Genomic DNA, 20,085 nt, shown 5'->3' with positions numbered 1-20,085 from the left:
GGGTTCAGTTGAATAAAAAAGTAAGGTTCAAGCACGGTAGTCAGCGTCGTTCGCGTAATACCTGGCATCGTAATTAATAGCGGTCAGTGGGATGGTCCCGTCTTCGTTCGGTGCGTCCTTCTCCGTCACAAGAAACGGTCTGGCACTACGCCGGTCTGCAGCGTCCGCAATGATGTAGTTGGTCGGGTTGTACCCTTGGGTGACAATCGGTACACGCGGTGCGCGCGCCAGCAGTGCGTAGCGTCGCCCTCCTCCGTTCGATACCGGGATGCTCTCTACCAAGCCATCCGCGTTCTGCAAAAAGATGTTGTACGCACCTCCACCCCAGTCAAAAGGCTGAGACAATTCGATGACCAAGCCATCCACATCGACCACATCCCCGTCCTGGCAGAAGCCCAAGGTGTTGTCCGCACACAGAATCCGCTCCGACAGCGTCAACAAATTGGCCTCGGGCAGCGCATCAAATTCGGTGACTTCCGTCTGGAAGCGGATCTTGTTCCAGGCCCGCCAGGCGTGAAAGTGCGCCTGCTCTGGCACCCGCACACCAACAGATTCCACTGACTTGGGATTGACTGCTGTACGGTCTGCCGGCAGATAAATCGTCTGCACGGAGTCGTCAGATGGCCTGACCCACTGGAACTCCACCCCGTCATACTGCTCAGCTGGTCCGAAAGACGTGGTCCTTGTCTCAGAGCCCGGCACCTTGTTTCGATGGTTGAAGAGGATCGCGCTATCGGGCGTCTCCCGCTCAAAGTGCAGTCGCAACACGCTGCCCCGACGGTAAGCTTTGCAAAACACCGCATCAGCAATCATCGCCACAATCTCTTCAAACGACAGGCTGTCAGCGTCAATCGTGTAGTTGAACTGAGCAACATCGACTCCGAAATACGCATTGATCTCCGCAGCGGTCGCGTACAGATTGTCAAAATCCACTTCGGCAGCAGTCCGATTACCCATCTTTGGATCAAGACTGATAGCCGAGAGAATGTCAGCGACATTATTGGTGGGGTAAAGCTCGCTGGTAAAAGTAGAACCCTCCACGCGCCGAGGCAACTTGCGTGTTACCAGAGCGTTCAACTTACGCTCTTTGACTGCCAGCGCCCCATCTGTTGCGAAGGTAGAGGACTGCACCGTCGTCACATCACCAAAGTGCGGCTGAGCGACTGGGGCTGCCACGTACAAATCCCGCCACTTCACCTCGTCAACCACCTGCCCTTCAAAATCAGTATCTGAATCGCTCGTGCGCAGCATGCGGAACTGCCAGCGCAACGACTCGGCGCCCAGATCCACGTCCATGGTCAGCGCCCGCGTGGCGCGGGAGGTGCCGGAGCCCTGCACTGTTCCATAGAATACCTGCTCAGGCCCAATGGGATTGCGGTACTCATCGAGCGGGACAGCATGCAGTTGCACCGTCACATCGCGCCGGTACTGCTGGCGTCCGTTATCCGCGTATAAGCCGTTGAGGGCTACCAAATTGCAGATCGCTCGCCGGATCGGTGTTGCCGACTCTGCAATCATCCAGCCTACCCAACGCTCCTTCTGAGCTTCAATCGTGACCGTCAAAGTGCCCGAAGCCCCGCCATACTCATTGGCCATGACATCCCAGTCAGGATTCACTGCCGCTGGATTGGAGAGCGTCAACACATCACTATTGAGCGTGTTGATGGTGTACATGCCTGACAGGTCATACAGGATCTCTCCGGATGGCCTCGTCAATATGGGATTGCCCGTGGGGTAGGTATGAACCGCACCTAAATGGCCCGGCCATGCCGAGTAATTCTGCGATATATCCAAGGCAAGAACGGTCGATTTCACACCGAGTGTGTCATTGACGCTTACGCCAATAATCCCGTATGCGCCATTTATATTGCACGACACATCAAATAAATAACCCGCATCCCCACCTGACACCCCGATCCAGTGGAAAGTCCCATTGGTAATGGTGACTACCTGACCAGATTCCCAGTGTTCAGAGAGATCTCCCTCCAAACTAAGGTAGCCAACTGAGTCCTCCATAAACCCCTCGCTCGAGGCTCCAGCGGAGTCGAGCGGGGACACATATTGATAAGTACCAGCAGAGATGCTGGCGCCCTTCACTTCGATCACATCCCCAGCAAGAAACTGCTCGGTAAAATCCACTCCGCTGTCGACACTTCGGATTAGATTGGGGGACTCAAAAACCATGGGAGACAGAACCAGACGCGAGGCATTGGGCGGCTGCAGCACTTGTCCGTTCACCGCGTTCTCGCGCTTGGTCATCAGCACTGGAACATTAATCTGGTTGCCGATGACCTGTTGCGGCTGCCCGCCATTAGGCGATGTGTATGGCCCATAGACCGCCACTGATGCCCCGGCAATATCGGCCACCGGCGTCGTTCCATCCCGAATGTCCGATACCTCATAGGCCCCACGCCCGATGCACAGGTAGGCAATCTCTTTCTCAACGTGGTTCTCAAACACACGATGCGCACAGAGCAAATCCGGCGTCGAGCGTACGGTGCCATAAATATCAGGAATGCGGCCGTTCACACGCTCGCGGTTCACACGGTCAGACAGGCCATTGTTTGGCGACTCACTGCGAATATTGCGGGCTGTCTGATTCGGCGGGCTCGGGGCCAGCATCATCGACACAATCGATAAGGCAGCTGACACGGCCAGACTGATCAGCATCGGAATCCACGTCTCTGGACCTCGGGGGAACACCTCGATGACGAAAGGCCCCGGCAACTCGCGCAAACGCGGAATATCGGACGGAGTCACTGGCGTCACTACTCGCCCATCCGGCTGATGGAGAATCCGCGCACCAGCTGGCCACTGCCCAAACTCGGAACGCAGGAACGTCAGCAGATCAGCGACCTGGTGAATTTCTGGCCCTGCCTGGTCCGGCGTGCGAGTCAGATAAACAGTTTTCATTGATAAAACCTGAAATTACGGTACGTGTGGAGCGAAGCATCAAAAGGCAGAAAGGCTGTGCCCTCTTCACGGATATGCAGCAGACGCCGACGTGAACAAATCCCCATGTGAAACTCACCCTGCAGATTCTGCATCAGCACGATGCTGGGCGTTACGGTCGGCCCATCAACACGCTGATAATGCGTAAACAGCAATCGAAGATCCCCCGCCTGCAGCGTGCTCTCATCGATGTCGTGCAAACGCTTGTCACCGGTGAATCGCTGCCAGGCCTCTGCCGAGAAATGACAACAGTTGTACGTTTGCCGGTCGTACTGGCGAAAAAGCAGATCATCGATACTCACAGGAACCCCAGCAGCATAGGAAAGCGGTCAACGGAATAACGCTCGCCGGTTCGCACCAGGTTCAAACTCGGCGCACCAGCATCAAAAACGGCGCCCGAGGCGCCGATTGAAATGGATTGTGCTTGTAGCGTTATGGGCCCAAACATCGGCTTGTTCAGCCGATCCCCCCGATAACTTCGATACTTCACCGTTGGACGGATCGCTAATGTCCCTGCCTCCCTAGCCCGTGCGATCTCATCGCTGATTTCGTCGTAGTTTCCCAGCGTCACCGAGATGCCGTAATCAAGCGTCCCACGGTCAGCCATTGGCCGCAGGATCATCGGACAGTACTCAAAGAAGGCTGGCTCCCCTGTCTCCGACTGCGCAGCCAGCCCAAAGGTTGAGTTGCGCACCAGCAAACGGGGCTTGGAGAAGCTGGGGTGACTGATTTCCAGCGTTTCAAGCTCAGGAACGCTTGACGGCGAATCAAAAAAAAAGCTGACGTAGTCAGCATCAGCGTCATTCATGTGGCAAATCCTCGTTGACCAGCTTATCCAGTAGACTCAGTACCTCCAAGGCTTGATCGTATCCACCATAGATAATCAGCAAAGAAACCACGCTACGCCAATAATCGAGGTCAACATCCGTGAACTCTGGCAGAGCCAACACCTCTAGCTCAGCGGAGACCAAAAAGCTTGGACCGTTTTTCCCCATCAGCTTCATAGTATTCGGTACAAATGATGCCGTATACCGCTTCAACTCATGAGAATCGAGCACAAGATCGACCTCAAACAACTCAGCGGTCCCGCTCCACTCACGATAAAACCCCATGAACATTGAGTAATCTTTATTGCTCAAAGACCAGGACATCGTCATTGAGGAGCTATTCCCAATCTCAGATACTCGATACCTACCTCGCCCACCTGGCAGCGGAATCCGGCTTACACCATCATTGAACTGGGCGCTATATCCCGCCTCTAAAGGTATGAAAGGTAAAAATCTCATGAATCACCTTCTGCGCGAAACGGCAAGGCTTTTGCCCTGCTGCCTTGACAGTCGACTATTAGGATCGCCTTGCTCTCGTGCAATAATCTTTGGCGTTTGCTGAGCAACCTCCCGCTTCACTTGCTGGCGAATTTCAAATTGCAACTGCCCAGCTGACATCCGCTCCTCAACTTCAATCCCTGGCGCGTAATTATTAAAAACAATAGGCGGCATAGTTGCCACTTGTTGAGCAGCTGACTGCGGCAACGAGGGTCGGCCAGCCATGCCACCCAACGAATGTCCTGGCCCGCTCAACGCACGGCGAAGACGATTAAATCCGGACTCTCCACCAAGAGCTCGAACTTCATCTTGATTTAAGACCCCCTCGCCTTTGTGCACAAAACCAGCGAAGTCATATCTCCCCCCATCACCTGTGTAGCCTCCTACATCAAATGAAAACTTCGGCCCCCAGGTTGCACCTGAGAGACTTCCGCCTGTGAGGTTCCCTGATCCGCCCCCCCACATGCCTGATAAAGCGCCGCTTATCACACTCCCTAGCATGCCAGCCAATGGCCCCGTAATGCCTTGCTGGACAACGATCCTAGCCATGTCCGAAATAATGCTGTCAGCTAGACTTTTGAAATCCAACTTTCCTGTTCGAACAAACTGCACCAACGCCCCCTCCATACCGGAGAAGACGTTAGAAACCATGTTCCCAACAGACTCAAAGAGGTTTGCAGCCTGGTCCGCATAGTTTTGCAGTGCGCTACTAGCACCTAAAGTCCAATCACCCTGCAGCTCTTTTAACTGAGCATAGTGATCCCGCACCATGATCAGTTCTTCGTGTAGCGATTCTTGAATCGCCTTCAGCTCATCCTGGCTTAAGCCATGTGGTGAATTTTGCCGATCACGAATGATCTGCCGGTATCGCTTCTCTACAGAAGAAAGCGCCTCAATGACGCCGTTTGCCCAGTCGCCTTTTCCGAAAGCATCCAGCTCGCGCATGAACTCACGCTGCGTGACGCTTTGCTCCTCCCTTAGCGTCTTAAGGGTTTTCTCCAGATCAATATCACGCTGCTTATCGTCCAGCTGCTTAGCCAGCCGCTTAGCCTCTGCCTCCGAAGGCACCTTGCGAAATTTGACTGCCCCTGAAGAAATGTTTGCCAGCAGCTTTTCGTACTCAGTCTCCTTGCCAAGCAGCGCTAGGCGTTCCTTCATTTGCTTCAGCAAGCGTTCGCCTTCGTCTTGCTTCTTGGAGCCTGCGGCCTTTTTCGTCGGCTTCGTGTTTGCGGCAATATTGTCCTGAACGGTCTTAATCCGTTTCAGCACCTCCTCTTGCGCCTTGAGGCCTGCCAACTCCCCTGCTGTATCGGCCCCCTGACTCGCGACAGCCTCAGATACTCCGAGCGCAATCAGCGCCTTGTACTCTGCTGCCCGCGCAATATTCACACGCAACTGAACTTCTTGAGCAGCCAGTTCCGAAAGTAGATTACGAGCTCCCTGAACAGCTTTCGCGTCTTGATCTGCCGTCGCCTTTTCAAGCTTCTTTGCAGCCTCAGCCATCCCGGCCACAACACCTGCTAAAGCGGCTTGCTCATCTGAGGCCCCGCGCAACTTTGCACGATATTCCTCGGCTTGCTTGGCACTCATCCCAATTACATCGAGCGCCTCGGTCAGGCCGGTAATGAGCTTTCCAAAGTCGGCGTCAGTCAAACCTTGGAGAGTGTCACCAAGATTGCCCAAACCCGCATCAGCCAGAAGTCCCCGGATACGTTCCAACTTCCGGTTCAGATCCTCAACAGACTCCGCCCCCTCAGAAAGCCCCTGGGTCATCTCCCTCAGCTTAAGGACCACTGCATCAGGCACCACGCCACGGAGTTTCTCCAACTCATTTGCCAATCGCTCTGACTTCTCGGTTGCTCCATCGGCGGAGCTCACAATCTCATTGAAAGCAGCGGCAAACCGTTCAATGGGCTCACTGGCGCCCACCATCCCACCCTGATAAACCAAACCGGTAAGCTCGGACCGGATAGAGGCCATTGCATCTTTAACGATTGCCTCCTGCTCCCGCAGCTCCGTAGCAATGGAGAGCTCCATCCCTCGCTGCTGAGTCTTGCTCAGCTTAGCGAAGTCCTCCTCCAATTCTTTCAGAGGACGCTTGGCAGCATTGATTGACCTGATCGAACTCTCGGTTGCATTGCCCCAATTCATCCATGCAATTGCGCCAGCACTAAGTGCCAAAGTAACCAAGCCAGCAGGGCCACCCACCAATGCCATCGCAGCGCTGGCTGTGCGAGCCGCAGTAGCCATGGCACCATAACCAATTACAGCGGCGCGACTGGACCCCGAAATAGCCGCGGATAGAGCCAGTGCCGCACGGGTCTGAGCCGTAGCCGCCCCAGCAGTTGCCCACAGAGCCTTAGCCGCCTCGTACTGCGCCCCCACAAACCGTGCACCGTGAACCGCGGCCACCAGACCAACAGCCGTGGCCAACAAATCAAAGTTCTGAGCTAGAAAATCAATACCAGCGGCGAGTGTCGCCGTGACACCGATTACCTCATTATTTTTGCCAAGAAACTCCGTTGCGACACCAATCAGACGCCCAACCGCATCCCGTACGGTCGTTGGCATTAACTCAACTTGCTTGATGACCTCGGCATTTCCTTCGACAAGCGCCTTTGCTAGGTCTTTGGCGGTCAGCTTCCCCTCTGCCCCAAGGCGACGAATCTCAGCTGCGCTGCGCCCCATGGACTGCGCCAGCAGATCCACAATCGAAGGCATCGTACTCAGAATCGTGCCCCAGCCATTAGCGTCCAGCTTGCCCTTCTGCATCGCGGTAGAAAGCGCACCAATGGCGGACTTGCCTTTCTCAGCGCTGGCTGCGTTCGTCACCAGCAGACCGGAGAAGGTATCGATTGCATCAATCGACTGATCAAGCGATAGCCCCAACTCCCGCAAGGGAGGAGACATATTGATAAAGCCCTCACGGGTTTCAGCGAGCGAGCGGTACGTAACAGCAGCGGACTTTGCCAACCGCTCCTGGGCGTGACCAAACTCTTCCGCACTGCGAGTGGCCATGTCCACTCGGCTCGCGTACTGCCCCCATTCGTCCGCTGTATCAATCAGCTTCATAATGGAGAAGCCAGCCGCTACACCTTTGACCAGGCCCCGCACTTCCTCCAAGGCGCTGACAGCCCCTTTTGTCGAAGAGGCGTAGTCACGGTTGGCCGCTTTGGCCTGCCCCATAGCCTTTTCAACAACCGCACCAAAATTGCTGGCGGCCATTGCCCCAGACGCAAAGGTCTGCTGGAGCTGGGAGGCGTTACCCTTGAGCGTTACGCCAATAACTCGATCTGTCATACCCGCTACTCATAAAAAACAGATAGGGCCGCTCGTTCCATATCCTTGAGATATCGAAACACTCGGGCACGCTTGCGCCTGGGAAACCCCAAAAGACGTAAAGTCGATTCAATTTCTGTGGAAGGCAAACCGAAGTAGAGAAGATCCCCCATCGGGGGAATGACTACGGTCCAACAGCTAGACAAGTGAAGGAAAGCCTCAACAATCGCTTCGTTTTCAGGCCACACTTCATAGTCGGTGCGCTCTTCTTGCTGAACGCGTTGAATCACTGCATCAGGCGCACCGGCTGCTTTGAGTGCCTCAAGCACCAGGGCATCAGGCTCAAAGTCATCTGACTTCGAGCGCCAACCTTTTGCCCAGTGACGAGCGGCCTCGATTAGTTTTTTGCGCGGGCCCCAATGTGTGCACTAAAAAAGCCGTCAAACAACGGCTGATGAAACTCGGGATACTCCGTGAGCAGATCGGCTAAAGCCTCGTGCGAGAACGCCAGGTCTTTGCCGTCCTCACCTTTGACGCCGACCCAGCCACATACATGGGCTTTAAAGAAGTCTTCGTCGTTGGCATACGGCCACTCTTTCGGCTTGCCGCCCTCTTCAGCCAGAGGCTCCAGACCGGAATTCTTTCGTGCCAAGTTACGGGCAGCCGCAATAAGGTCTTTCAGCTCAGGCCGTTTCGAGCGCTTGTACTGCGCGATAAATTCCAGCTTTTGCGTTTTGCCTTTCTCGTCATAGACAGAGATGGACACGGGGTAACCCACCACAGGGCGCTGGGCGATTTTGAAACTCATGATGACCTCGGAATGAAAGTAGGTTTTACGAAACGACGACTTTGATTTCGTCGTTGCCCTGCCCAGGCTGCATGCTCATGTTCATGCCCAGCATGGCTACGTTGTCTGCCTCGGAGTACGAGGGTTCACTCAGTTGCGCACCTGGTGCGCTGAGAGTGACGATGTTGCCTGGCTGAGAACCATGAGTGATTGAAAGCGGCTGCAGGACGGCGTTTCGTACCATTTCAGGCCAGTTCAGGTCTGCAATCTTGGGCAGTTCCAGCGAGATTTGACCGGTGGGCTGACGGTCGGTAATTTCTGCACCTTCGCAGCTAATCAGGGACCGCCAAACCAGCGAGTTGGCCAGATCTATATTCAAGGACTGCAGACAACCGCTGTAGCCGCCCAGGCTCCATTGCGGTGTGTTCTTTTTGTTCACACCCAGCGGAGTCTGGAACGCACTGAAGTCCACATCAGCGGGCGCGGCTTGGTCGGTAATCGGGTGGTACACGCCCATAAATCGGAAACGCATGAACGGAATGCCTTTGGCACTGATATCAAAGGACACTGTGCCCCGCGCATCTGTGATCTTGTGGAACAAGCCATCAAGGTAGTAATGCAACGTCAGCATCTCGAAATCGTCAGACACCGGCGTGTAAACCACTTCTGCGTCTTCAACGACTTCAGCAAATCCGCAGCCTCGCAACAGGCCGCCCCATGCAGGGGCCTTGCCTGGCGTACCCGAACCGGCCAGCTCCACTTCGCCCTCGATCTGCGTATACACCGTAGTCACGATTTGACCAGCATTGCCCATATAGGGACGCAGCAAGGCACGCTCTACGGTCTCCGTACTCAGCGGTGTGGCCGTAAGATTGCGCAGCAAAATCGAATCTGTTGCGCCGGTCGGTACTGCCTCTGTACCTGCTGCAGTCTGCAGCTTGGCCATCAACAGTGTTTTCTTGGCAGACTTAGCCATGAACTACCCCTTTTGAGTTGGCGTCATTACGCAGTCTTTACACGTTTCCGTGTACTGGACCCGTTCCAGACCACCTGTTTGTTTGTTGCGAACGTAGCTGCCACCACGGGCAGGATTCTGGGCTGCTGCCACAGGTGCGACCGCAGGCACCGAATCTAGCGGCAACACTTCCGGCTCCCACTTAGCCACGGGACTTGTTTCTTTCATGATTGCTCCTACTCGCTAAGAGAGTCGTCAGCGGTTTGGTAATAGAACAGGTAGCGCTTTGTGATCACCTGCCGCTCCAGATCCCCATTTGCGTAGCGCGGCTCATCTGTGCGCAACTCTTGGACCTGCACAAGGCCTGGGCCAGAGAAATTCATCACAATTGGATGAGCTGCCGCAAAGATCGACTCCGACAACTCCAGTCCGTTATCACCTGCTGTATGCACCAGAAGGTGGATCTCACGAACCCGGTTTACGCGAGGCGTCGCCCCCTCGGTCACCGTTTCCGCGCCAAGCTGGACTGTAATGACCCTATCTCGGACAAATGTGTGAGCACGTACAGGCGAGTCCTCAACTTCGGCAGGGAACCCAGGCGCAACACGCAGTGCGGCTCGCACGCCTTCGACATACAACTGAACCCGTGTTTTCACTTGATGATCCCCAACTCTGCTCTGGTCCAGTAGCCGTCACCTTGGACCAACGGCTCTTGTTTCACGCGGAAGTCCTGAAACTGCTCCTTAGAGACCTCCACCCGCAGCACATCGTCATACTTAAGTGGAGGTTGTAAGTCCGATGTCGTGAACTCAATCGAGTACTCCGTGGTGTGAACCTCACCCTCCAGAACAATCTGCTGTGGACGATCAAAACGAGCTTGGAACGGCTTACTTGCAGGCTGTCCATCGACCAGGCGAACAACGGTTTGACGCATGCCCGCCTGGTCGAAAGCCCGATCAAAGATCGAGTTGTCCCACATATCAGGCCCGTTTCAGCTTGATAATGGCCTTGGGAATGGCAGGAGCATGCAAGGGGTTCGACTGACTTTCAATGTCCAGGCCTTTGCCCATCGGCAGAGGCTCCACACGGCTGTAATAAGGAAGGCCATCAGTATTGACAGTTTCCAAATAGTCAGCCGGAGCAAAGCGAGTGAGAAACATATTTGGCACGTTTTCAGGGAACGCATACGCTTCATCATCATCCACATGCGGTTGGCCCGCGATGCGCCCGCGATAACGCTCAAAAATGATCCCGCCAATCTCAAAGCTGTCCGGCGCTTTGCCGCGCAGCTCTGCTGCCTGCTGCGTGTTCAGGTATGTCTCGCGCACACTTTTGTGATCAATCAGCGAGCTCCAGAAGCTTTTGCCACACAGGGCGCGCGCGCCCGGCATAGGAACCCCGCCCAATGCGTCCGCAATCATGTCCACAACTTCAGAGCATTTTGTGCGAACAATAGTGCCAGCCGTCCCGAGCTCCATATTGAACTCTTTCTGGGTAATACCGAATGTCTGATAGACATCCAGCAGTACCGTAGTGCCGTCTGCGTCAAGAACCTTGCCTTTAATTGCGCCCAAACGATGGTTTTCGTGGGTCATATCCAATTGCATGCGGTGCTTGGCCAGATACTTCTGTACACGCGCTTCGGCCACCTCCAACTCTGTCTGAGAGCCAAACGCCCGGATGCCCTGGATTTCGTCTGCCATCATGGCCGAACGTTGCGGAAGATGTACGGTATTAAGCGGGATGGTCCGGCGACCCGCCAGCAACACAGGCGCACCATAGCTGCCACGCGGCTTGGCAGCTACCAAGCCGATCGTTTGGCCGTCATACTCGATTTGAGCCACGAGAGTCGGGATACCCTCTTCAGAGAACAGGCCCAGAGCGCCAATACGACCGGGCACATAAGGCGTCTCGTTGATTGCAGCGGTCAGGTTAGGGACAGAGAACGCCTCATCCTGAAAAATATTGATATTTGCCATTACGGCTCCTGAAAATAAAAAAGACCGCTAAGCGGCCTGGAGTTTGTTTGCAATAAGGCGGGGTTAAGGGCGAACGATCACGCCAACATCTTGCAGATCCGTGGTCGCATCAGCATCCAGGCCCAGAAGTGGCTCACCAGCTACTTCTGCATCGCGCTTAATGACCACCACCGCTTGGGGCTGCTCAGATGCAGGCACATTGGCATACAGCACACCGACCGCCTTAACGGGAGAGTCCGGTTCATCGCCCTTGCCCGCAAATGGGATATAGCGGCCATCGGCATTCAAAGCCAAAAGCTGACCGGCATAAATAGCCGTTGTCGTGGGAGCCATTTCCCCTGTCTCGCGGGAGCGGGAGCCGTTGGCTTCTGACAGCAGGAAATCTGCTGTGCGGGGTTTTTGTTCAATAAAAGGCATGTGATAACTCCTGGTTATGCGGAGAGGGCTTTACGCTTGGCGTAGATCGCCTGGTGATTCGGCCCGCTCCGCTCCGGGGCCGATGAATTACTGGGGGCTTGGTCGCGCTGCAAATTGCTGATCTGTATGGAGTCAGCAGCACTCACTACATGCTCAAAAAGTCGGGCACGTACCTGCTCAACCGACAGGCCCGCCGCCACAAACTCTGCTGCCTTATCTTGAAGCTTGACCGAAGCGCACAAGACAGCGATCTGTTCTGCGGCTTCTAGGCGAGCAGTCGCCGCGTCTGCGCCCCCCAGACCACCCGACAACAAAACAGCTTCAGCCAATTGAGGGATACCTCGCTCACGACTTTGGGCATAGATCTGTGCGGCGATGGTGGAAGCATCCTGCAGAGCTGCAGACGTAGAGGGCTCTTGCTTCGGCTCTACAACAGGATCGGGAGCCGAACTGGATGGTTGCTGTTCGCCCTCACCCTCGACTTGCGCACGAAGTGTGGCGACGAACTCGGAAGGAGCCCCACCCAATTTTTCCAAAATATCCACGCAGTCAGTTGACGCAGCCAACTTGACGGGCTCTTCAATGAGAGAGCAGAACCCCATGGATTGCGCTTCCAAGGCGTCCATCCAGGTGGTGGCATCCATCAACTCAATAATTTTTTCATCAGCCAGCCCACTGCGTCGATATGCCGCGACGATGCCATCGCGGGCCTTGTCCATCATCTCAGCGGTTTTGCGTATCTCATCCGCTGTGCCAGCCGTGATGATCCAGGCGTTGTGAACCATCAACATAGCGTTCTCGGGCATAATGCGCTCGTCGCCCGCCATAAACACCAGCGATGCTGCCGAAGCCGCTACACCGTCCACACGGGTTTCAACAGGCAGCTTATGACGCATCAACGCGTTGTAAATAGCAAACGCGTCAAACACGTTTCCGCCTGGACTGTTAATCGATACAACAATCTTGGTGGCATCCGCCGCCGCCGCATCGAGCTCTTGGACGAACGATTTCGCAGTCGTCCCCCAGAAGCCGATTTCATCGTAAATTCGCACTTCGGCGACCTTTTCTTCGCCAATCTGCTTGGCTTGAATCGAAAGCCATTTCTTAGCCATAGTGGCTCCTAAAAGTTAAGTCAGGCCCCAGAGGGGTCATCAACACGTTCACTTGGGTCGCCAAGCTCTGCGCCTTTGTTTCGTGCATGGCGGGAATCACTGTCCAAGCTCAAATTGTCGGAATCGGCTTGATCGTTATCAGCACGAATTTGAGCCGCCACCTCCTCGGGGTCTTCGCCCTGCGAGAGGATGATTGCGGACCGCGACGTAAAGCCAGCCCTCACCGCATCGGTGTTCGCCTTTACGTCCTGCACAGGATTGAAGTAGGCCCACCCTTGGGGAACCCAGAGCACACGCCGGAACAGCCGACGCTCTAAGTACTTCATCGGCATAATCCCCGAAAGCGCGATAGCGTTAATCCAGGCATTCCAGATTGGTCGACACCATTGGTGGATAAATACCCCCCACTGGTACTGCTCAACTTGACGGTGAAACTCGTTCACCACGACGCGCAGAGTCCTATCGCTTACATTACGCAGGTCCCCCGTCGTCTCATATGGCATACCGACGGATGCAAATGCGGCCATCAGTTGCTGCCGCATGAACTCCGCATAGTTGTCGGGCGCCCCAGGCGGCGACGCAAACTTAATATCTGTCCCATGAGGCAATGAGGTGACAGACCCAGGCTCCATACCAATCAGCGGTACACCGTCAGCATCCGGCTCTATGCTGGGATCTGCAAAACTACTTGGGTCTGGCCCCTCACTCTCATCCTCTTTTGTGACGACATAACCGGCGAACAGATTCGACACTTCCTGCCGGAACGCAACGGCATCATCGAAGTTATCTAAGGTTTTCAGCCGAAGAAGAACAGTCGCAAGCTCAGATACACCTCGTACCTGACCTGGCCGCAGGACCGGATATGCGTGAACGACCATATCGGCAGGTACCGGACGTAAAGTTCTACTCCTGAGCCCACCTGGCTCTGCGGGATGCCGATCCCACAAGTGGTAGTTCACACGCCGACCAATGCGGTCAAACTCCACGCCATTCACAATTTCATGGCCATTTGCCAGACTTCTCGTTTCCTCAACTGGCAGGAAGTCACCTTCAAACTGTTGAATCTGCATGGGAACAACGAGGTCATCCTCCGGCCTACGCATCCGAATCCGCCCTAGGGCCTCGCCGTCGGTAAACAGGCATCTGGCTGCCAAGGCTTGCTGCCCATAAAAGCCAAGCAGCCCATCGGCATCAGACTCACCTACCCAATCCGACCATAATTCCTTAAGCGCCTTACGCACCCCTCGATCAGGATGTCGAGGGTATGGTTGAATTCCTGTCCCGATAACGTTCGAGACCCAGCGAGCAGCCGCTGTTTTTGCCCAAGGATCATTACGTACAGCATCCCGAGCTCGCCTGCGAATAATCCCAAGATTGCCTGTGGCGGCACTATTAGGGCCAGCCGCCGAGGGGTTCCAACTCTTGGAGCGGCTCCCCGTTGCGCTTCCTCCCTCATAGGCAGAGGATGAGGCAGCATTTAAACGGGTAGGCACCACAAAACCGGCCTGCTGCAATGTTTGATATCGCATCAGACCCCCTTCCCTTTATTCCGAATACGGAACACCCAAGGCTTGCGTTTGCCGTTCTCCGCATTGAGCTCAGCAACAATGTGTTGTTTAGCCCGAATCAGATCATTAACCGAGGGATACTGAACCTCCTTATCCCCATAGCGAACTTTCAGCACCCCGCTGGCAATCGCTTTATTCACCGCCTCCAAATCTGCACGTGTGTACGCCATTAGCGTCTGCTCCGTAAGTAACTTGATGACCCCGTTCTCACCGCAGCCCGCCTGACACCAGTGGCCGGTTGTGTTCGTGGTTTAGAAACAGAAACGCCCGCAATCGCGGGCGTTTTCTGTGGAGTTTCAGTGGGGCCTGAATCATCGTCAGGCTCGTCAACGCCGAGCTTCTGAGCGAAGTTCGCCCACCATTTGTCTGTCTTTCTTGCCAATTCAAGATGCGCCTCAAGCCAAAGCGCATAAACACAGCAGTCCAGCACTTCGTTTCGCTTACGAATTGGCGTCCATACTGAGCGTGAACCGAATGCGGTCCGGCGCACTGCACGAACTTCAGCAGCAAACTGCCTGAACCACTCTTCCGGCATATCTGCCGCTAAGTGAACATAGCCTCGACCCGGCTCCTCAACTTGCAATCGCCCAAACAAAAGATCCTTGGCCATATTGGTGCCGACATACCAAAGCCGCACACCTTTCTTGACACGCTTCCCGCGCCAGTCGATGTCCACTTGTGTGACACCGTCCTTGATGTGCTTCTCACCCGTAGGTCGCCCCCGGATCGCATAAACACGGCGCGCCCGATTCTTCCGAGCATATTCATACACAGCATGCGAGTGGTGGCCACCCGTATCGATGGCGGTAGCGTAGATTGGCATCTGTTGCCCGCCCTCATGTAAATATCTGCGTTCAAACAGCAACTCATCCAGCTTTGTCCACACTTCATCTTCAGAAGGATTTCCGAAGAGAATTTGGTGGTCTACGACCCACATTTCCCCGCCCTTACCTACTCCCCATACACCAACCTCAATACGGTTGCCCTGGATGTCAGCTCCAGCCAGCAACAGCATGCATCGTTTGGGGACCAACCCATCATCAAGACCAGGAGAGCGGTAGCCTTCAACTTCAGCACGGCGCTGCAGCTCATCGGACTCCATGCGCTCAATTTCGCCCTCCCAAGTGCGACCGAGCGTGGTGTTCCAGAATGTACGCAGCTCCTCATCCTCACCAGTGGATGCTTTTTCGTAGGCTTCCATAAACTCCTTAACGATCTTGGGCCATGAAACCAACGGGCTATAGGCGGTCCAAACGTGGAAAGCAACTCGCAGATGAGGTTGGATTAAATTGCCCTCTGAGTCGCGGAACACGCCGTCTTGATCAATAGTGCTCCCATCATTGCCAACCCAGATACCGCGCTCTGCAGCAGCTAAATATTCACCTTGAGTCGCCAATGCACCGCAATGCGGGCAAAGATGGCGCACCGTTTCAGGATCATCATCAACCCACTTAAAGCCATGAGGCTCACCTTTCCCGCCCCACTCCAAGTTATGCAGCTCGTCACAATGGGCACAAGGGATATGGTAGGTATAGCGAGCGTCCGCCCCCTCGGCCCGCTTTTCCATTAAGCACAGGCCTTTTATCTTCGGTGTAGAGCCGACGACCAACTTGGGAAATGTCGCCCCCTCCAATCGCTTCAGCGCCAGCTTGCCGGGATCGCCTTCCCCATCAATATTGCTATCGAACGAGCTGAACTCGTCCAAGTACCCGACGCTGACCGATAATCGACGGTAGTTATCTGCTGACTTCCCCCCGCGCAGGTGAAGCATGCTGCCAATGAACTTCTTTACCAGAAGCGTATTGTCTTTGTGCCTGGCCTCCCGCATGGGGAATATCGGATGGAGAACCGAAACGTCACGAATCATCGTGTCCAATTCGGTTTTTACAAACTCATCCCGCGCCGAATCAGTGGGCTGCCACAATACCTGGTTACGTCGCCGGTGCTCAGCAAAGTAACCCACTGCCGCCAGCAAGATCTTGGTATATCCAACCCGTGCCGATTTGATGACATCCACTTCATGTACATCATCGCTACCAATGCAGGCCAGAATGCCGCGCTGAAACGGCCAGGCTTCCCATCGTTGCTCCACATACGAGGATTCAGCGGATAGATAAAAGTGACTTTCAGCCCACTCCCTCAAAGAAATAGGCTCTTGTGCGGCAAAGCCAGCCAGGCCACGGCGCAAAGCGCGTGCAATCGCTGCTCGATTCTGCGTGACCAGCATTATTTCGCCTCATTTTCGTCTGCCTCGACATCCTCCAGGTTCAGATTTGCAACCGCGTTGCGGGCCTTCGCAATTTCTCGCCTGACGAAACCGATGTCAGAATCCGTCAGTGACGGTATGCGGCGTTTTAAAGATGCCGGTATCGTGTCAAGCTGTGCTGCGATCTTGCCGCCTGCCCGCACGAGCACCTCCTCCAGCACAGCAACAGGAGCAAGCTCCCCTTTTTTGACGTTGTTTTCCATCTCGATCTTGTCTGCCTGAGCTGACGCCAGACGCGCCTTCTCAAGGACCAGATCAATTGAGTTATCAGACTGACGGGTACGACCAGAGGCTATCTCACGCAAATGCCCGCAATACGACAAGAGCCAGTTTCCGGCGTTGTCGCCTACAGTTAAGACACCTTGAGCAAGCAAGCCACTGACAGCAGGCTGGGTAATACCCACAATTTGAGCAAACCTGGCTTGGGTCATTTTCTTATCTGGATCAATCATCGCGCGGTGGCCATGGCTTGCTCAAAGGCCTGGGTAAACTCGTCCTCAAACCGAGTGCCATACACTTCGTCTGCAGTCTCATAAAACGGTAGGCGCTTTGTATAGCTCACGCTATCGACGTGTAACAGTACCGGCGCTACATCCGCCCCATGAGTTCCTGTCTTACGCCACACACCAGCCGGTAAATGCTGTGTCCGGTTTCCCGATACCGTCCCCTTCCCTCTGGAAATGAAGTACATGACCCCATTGATGCGACGGTAGCCAGCTTCACTACGCCCCACTTTGGCTGTACGTGCGCGGCTCTTATCTGTCGCATTAGCCCTATACCCTTGCTCCCCAAAGGCCTGCAGGTAGGACAGCAGCTTGACGATCTGCCCGCGTGACATATTCCCGTATGCGTCTTGATCGGCACCGCCAGCAGGAACGTAGTACCCGCTGGGGCCAATACGACCCAAGGCACTTTCAAATCGCTTCTGGCGGCGCATCCCCCCCTCAACCTGGGGACGCAGATATTTACTTGCCGCCGTTCCCTTGCCAGCAAAGTCTTTATAAGCAACGGACGCTGTCAGGTTCTGTTTTGTGGCCCGCTGCAACCGGAGCGAGCGCAATGTATACGGCGTAGGACGGTCAAACACTTGTCCCATCTGCTCTACAAGTGCTTTTTGAATTGCTGATGCTGTCCTATTAAGTGCCAACGATGTTGCGTAGGGCACTTGTCGTTCGCCACGGCTAAGCCACCGAGCGCCCTCTTTTGCGGTGCTGGTGTATTCAAGCATGGGACGCCCCAAAAAATATAACCCCCCTCGAAAAATATAACCCCCCCTCTTTCAAGGGAGGCCATTTTTTTCAAGGAAGGCGCATGTGCATTAGCTTTGGAGGGGAAAAAATATAACCCCCCATTGAAAAAACTCGTGAACAGCGAGAGTCCGGGGTTCGAATCCCCCTTACCGGGGCTATTTACCCAGGGGCCCCCGGCAGCGCATGACACTTACATGGTTCTCCGTAGCGTACCTATGGGCAATGTAAGGCCATACCGGCACCTGATGTAAGCGGTGCTCAATATTAAAGTGGCTTATATAGAGTAAATAAAAAAGGTTTTCCAAGAAACAGCACTGTTTTACCTTAAGCTCCATTTCCTTCACCCATAAACACTGCCGTTAGTGGCATTAGCAGATATCTCCAGTATTAGACTGATAGCAATCTTCCGTATAAGATCAAAGTCCCAATTGAGATAGAGAAATAAACATGAGCACTGACCTAAATATTGAGTTATTTAAGAACATAGAGTCCATCAAAACTGACGATTCCGAGATGGAGTTCTTAGTCCCGAACCCAGGGGGTGGGTATATCCCCGTTCCCTATTCCTACCTTTCAACCCACAAGGAACAAAGGGATACCATCATTCGTTTACTCAGAAAATCGATCTCGCAAGACATGATCCTCGCCCTAATTGAAAAAGCCCGTGAGGCAGGCAAATGGGCTAAGTAATCCCTATTGAACGGGCCCGCCGGTCTCACGATAGACGGACCCGTTCAAAGCCTATAGACGTGGTTGTGCTTACTGGTATTTTCCCAGTTTCTCTCCCGCACTGACTCGCACTACCATGTCTTTGACGCTGCGCAGGAGATCAGCACTAGCGTCATCATGTCTGCCGCTACATAAATAGGAACAGAAGCTACGCTTGCCACTGCTTTTAATTTCACGCTAAGTAAGCCAACTCTACCTACTACAAACGAGAAACTCATCGTTTCTGGAAGGACCTAATCACCCAAAGGCAGAAAAAGAAAACCCGGCACTTGGCCGGGTCCTTGGAGCTGTAGCGAGGGCTGCATTTGTTCGGATAGCTGATCGACACGCGTCGCCAATGGCTTCTTGCGAAGCCGGTGCTCACCAAGGCCTCGACCGCATAAACTCGCAAAGCGGTCTTGAGCATCCAGTGCAGCCTTGGCTTCAAACCATTGCTGGATTAAAGACTGTGCAGCCTTATTGCCATCCAAGATATCCAGAACCCAACGCCGGAACTCCTGAGCCCTTGCTGTCCTAGCAAACATTCCGATCAGATGAGCACCACGTAAACTAAAAACGCGGACAGTACGGTACTGACCTGCAACCTCAGTTTGGGGGGCCAGGTCCTGCAATGTAGTGATGCGTGTCATAGAGGCCGAAAACTCGGCTTCATGTCGGTCGAATATCTGATTCACCTTATCTGAGCGCGTATACCCGAGCGCTCTGGCGATGTCTGCCGCACTTGCCCACTTCTTTCCATCGAGCTCAATTAGCCGAATCGTCTCGTCTCTGAACATAAGTTCTTTCATCGCTGTTTTCTCCAAAACAAAAGGCCACCCCGAAAAGGAGTGGCCCTAAACTTGCAAAGCGTTTCCACCCTGTCTGGCTCGGCATCTACCGATTTAAGGCTGCTTAGACTTCTCTCAGAAACAAAAAGGCCCCGCCAATTTGGAGGGGCCTATCTTGCTTCAATTCTGTAGACCGAAGAATGCTCAGCCTACAAAGAAAATGGTAACTCTGTCCGGACACATGCGCTAGATGTCCGGACAGTTTAGTGATCTACGCCCTTGGTTTATTATGCATACAAACAAACCCTTTCCACTTCCCAGAAAGATCAGCTGGCAAATGAAACTCCAGCATAGGGGTTTTAGTCTATATCAGTGCGCACGATTTCCCAATGTGTGCGCACAATTTATAGCCAGATAACATCCTACACAGCAAAAAGCCCCACCATCTCTGGCAGGGCTCCTTTCGTCAGGCTGAGCAATATCCAGCCTACGGGATTTATTCTGATTGAGTATAGACACTTCGTCAACGAGTCTAGACAAAATAGTTTTTGCGTCTCCTTTGGCAGCTTAAGCTTTAAACCTGAGCTCAAGCAGGAAACTCAAGTGAGTCGCCCCTCAAAATTTCAAGTACACTTACAAACTTAAATACATTTACACATTTACACATTTACATAAACAGGTAAATCTATGGCTGGAAAA

General features: G+C 54.1%; 20 protein-coding genes. 1 reads left to right on the top strand and 19 read right to left on the bottom strand.

What is annotated here, in order from left to right:
• Window positions 1-27: 27 nt before the first annotated feature.
• The 18 genes from WFM49_RS04195 to WFM49_RS04115 form a co-directional block, all read right to left on the bottom strand.
• Entirely contained in the window at window positions 28-2,913 is a 2,886-nt protein-coding gene (locus WFM49_RS04195) for a host specificity factor TipJ family phage tail protein (protein ID WP_336971893.1), read from the bottom strand.
• On the bottom strand, window positions 2,910-3,254 hold the full coding sequence (locus tag WFM49_RS04190) for a hypothetical protein (RefSeq protein ID WP_336971891.1): 345 nt from the start codon (window positions 3,252-3,254) through the stop codon (window positions 2,910-2,912). Before WFM49_RS04190 ends, WFM49_RS04195 begins: the two co-directional genes overlap by 4 nt.
• The gene (locus tag WFM49_RS04185) at window positions 3,251-3,760 is read right to left on the bottom strand and encodes a DUF1833 family protein (protein WP_336971890.1); all 510 of its coding nucleotides are present in this window, start codon (window positions 3,758-3,760) and stop codon (window positions 3,251-3,253) included. Before WFM49_RS04185 ends, WFM49_RS04190 begins: the two co-directional genes overlap by 4 nt.
• Complete coding sequence (locus WFM49_RS04180; protein WP_336971887.1) at window positions 3,753-4,238, bottom strand: hypothetical protein; 486 nt, start codon at window positions 4,236-4,238, stop codon at window positions 3,753-3,755. The genes WFM49_RS04185 and WFM49_RS04180 overlap by 8 nt, the downstream gene beginning before the upstream one ends.
• A 3-nt stretch (window positions 4,239-4,241) precedes the next feature.
• Window positions 4,242-7,577, bottom strand: coding sequence for a phage tail tape measure protein (locus tag WFM49_RS04175; protein WP_336971885.1), 3,336 nt, complete (start codon window positions 7,575-7,577; stop codon window positions 4,242-4,244).
• A gap of 5 nt (window positions 7,578-7,582) precedes the next feature.
• Window positions 7,583-7,804 carry a DUF1799 domain-containing protein gene (locus WFM49_RS18600; RefSeq protein WP_442893029.1) on the bottom strand — a complete coding sequence of 74 codons (222 nt, stop codon included), beginning with the start codon at window positions 7,802-7,804 and terminating at the stop codon, window positions 7,583-7,585.
• 149 nt (window positions 7,805-7,953) lie between these two features.
• Window positions 7,954-8,364: a phage tail assembly chaperone gene (locus tag WFM49_RS04170; protein WP_336971883.1), complete on the bottom strand. Its 411-nt coding sequence runs from the start codon at window positions 8,362-8,364 to the stop codon at window positions 7,954-7,956.
• A 25-nt stretch (window positions 8,365-8,389) separates the two neighbouring features.
• Window positions 8,390-9,319: a phage tail tube protein gene (locus WFM49_RS04165; RefSeq protein ID WP_336971881.1), complete on the bottom strand. Its 930-nt coding sequence runs from the start codon at window positions 9,317-9,319 to the stop codon at window positions 8,390-8,392.
• A 3-nt stretch (window positions 9,320-9,322) separates the two neighbouring features.
• Window positions 9,323-9,526 carry a hypothetical protein gene (locus WFM49_RS04160; RefSeq protein WP_336971878.1) on the bottom strand — a complete coding sequence of 68 codons (204 nt, stop codon included), beginning with the start codon at window positions 9,524-9,526 and terminating at the stop codon, window positions 9,323-9,325.
• A 424-nt stretch (window positions 9,527-9,950) separates the two neighbouring features.
• Window positions 9,951-10,277, bottom strand: a complete 327-nt coding sequence (locus WFM49_RS04155; RefSeq protein ID WP_336971876.1) for a head-tail joining protein — start codon at window positions 10,275-10,277, stop codon at window positions 9,951-9,953.
• A gap of 1 nt (window position 10,278) precedes the next feature.
• On the bottom strand, window positions 10,279-11,277 hold the full coding sequence (locus tag WFM49_RS04150) for a major capsid protein (protein WP_336971874.1): 999 nt from the start codon (window positions 11,275-11,277) through the stop codon (window positions 10,279-10,281).
• Window positions 11,278-11,340: 63 nt separating this feature from the next.
• A complete protein-coding gene (locus WFM49_RS04145) occupies window positions 11,341-11,694 on the bottom strand; it encodes a head decoration protein (protein ID WP_336971872.1) in 354 nt (117 codons plus the stop codon).
• Window positions 11,695-11,708: 14 nt separating this feature from the next.
• Complete coding sequence (locus WFM49_RS04140) at window positions 11,709-12,806, bottom strand: head maturation protease, ClpP-related (RefSeq protein ID WP_336971870.1); 1,098 nt, start codon at window positions 12,804-12,806, stop codon at window positions 11,709-11,711.
• Between the two features lie 20 nt (window positions 12,807-12,826).
• Entirely contained in the window at window positions 12,827-14,335 is a 1,509-nt protein-coding gene (locus WFM49_RS04135; protein ID WP_336971867.1) for a phage portal protein, read from the bottom strand.
• The gene (locus WFM49_RS04130; RefSeq protein ID WP_336971865.1) at window positions 14,335-14,544 is read right to left on the bottom strand and encodes a phage head-tail joining protein; all 210 of its coding nucleotides are present in this window, start codon (window positions 14,542-14,544) and stop codon (window positions 14,335-14,337) included. Before WFM49_RS04130 ends, WFM49_RS04135 begins: the two co-directional genes overlap by 1 nt.
• Window positions 14,544-16,601, bottom strand: a complete 2,058-nt coding sequence (locus tag WFM49_RS04125; protein ID WP_336971863.1) for a phage terminase large subunit family protein — start codon at window positions 16,599-16,601, stop codon at window positions 14,544-14,546. The genes WFM49_RS04130 and WFM49_RS04125 overlap by 1 nt, the downstream gene beginning before the upstream one ends.
• Window positions 16,601-17,092: a terminase small subunit gene (locus WFM49_RS04120; RefSeq protein ID WP_336971861.1), complete on the bottom strand. Its 492-nt coding sequence runs from the start codon at window positions 17,090-17,092 to the stop codon at window positions 16,601-16,603. The genes WFM49_RS04125 and WFM49_RS04120 overlap by 1 nt, the downstream gene beginning before the upstream one ends.
• Window positions 17,089-17,868 (bottom strand): hypothetical protein, encoded by a 780-nt coding sequence (locus WFM49_RS04115; protein WP_336971859.1) that lies wholly within the window; start codon window positions 17,866-17,868, stop codon window positions 17,089-17,091. The genes WFM49_RS04120 and WFM49_RS04115 overlap by 4 nt, the downstream gene beginning before the upstream one ends.
• 469 nt (window positions 17,869-18,337) lie before the next feature.
• Here WFM49_RS04115 and WFM49_RS04110 point away from each other — a divergent pair, with 469 nt between their 5' ends.
• A complete protein-coding gene (locus WFM49_RS04110) occupies window positions 18,338-18,580 on the top strand; it encodes a hypothetical protein (protein ID WP_336971858.1) in 243 nt (80 codons plus the stop codon).
• A gap of 272 nt (window positions 18,581-18,852) precedes the next feature.
• Here WFM49_RS04110 and WFM49_RS04105 read toward each other — a convergent pair whose 3' ends face one another.
• Window positions 18,853-19,407, bottom strand: coding sequence for a BRO family protein (locus tag WFM49_RS04105; RefSeq protein ID WP_336971856.1), 555 nt, complete (start codon window positions 19,405-19,407; stop codon window positions 18,853-18,855).
• Window positions 19,408-20,085 lie beyond the last annotated feature (678 nt).

The sequence above is a fragment of the Alcaligenes sp. PF14 genome, from assembly GCF_037150615.1.
In the GTDB taxonomy this organism is placed as follows: domain Bacteria; phylum Pseudomonadota; class Gammaproteobacteria; order Burkholderiales; family Burkholderiaceae_B; genus Alcaligenes; species Alcaligenes phenolicus.
The sequence above is the reverse complement of the archived record's forward strand: the minus strand, read 5'-3'. Positions and strand labels throughout refer to the sequence as shown.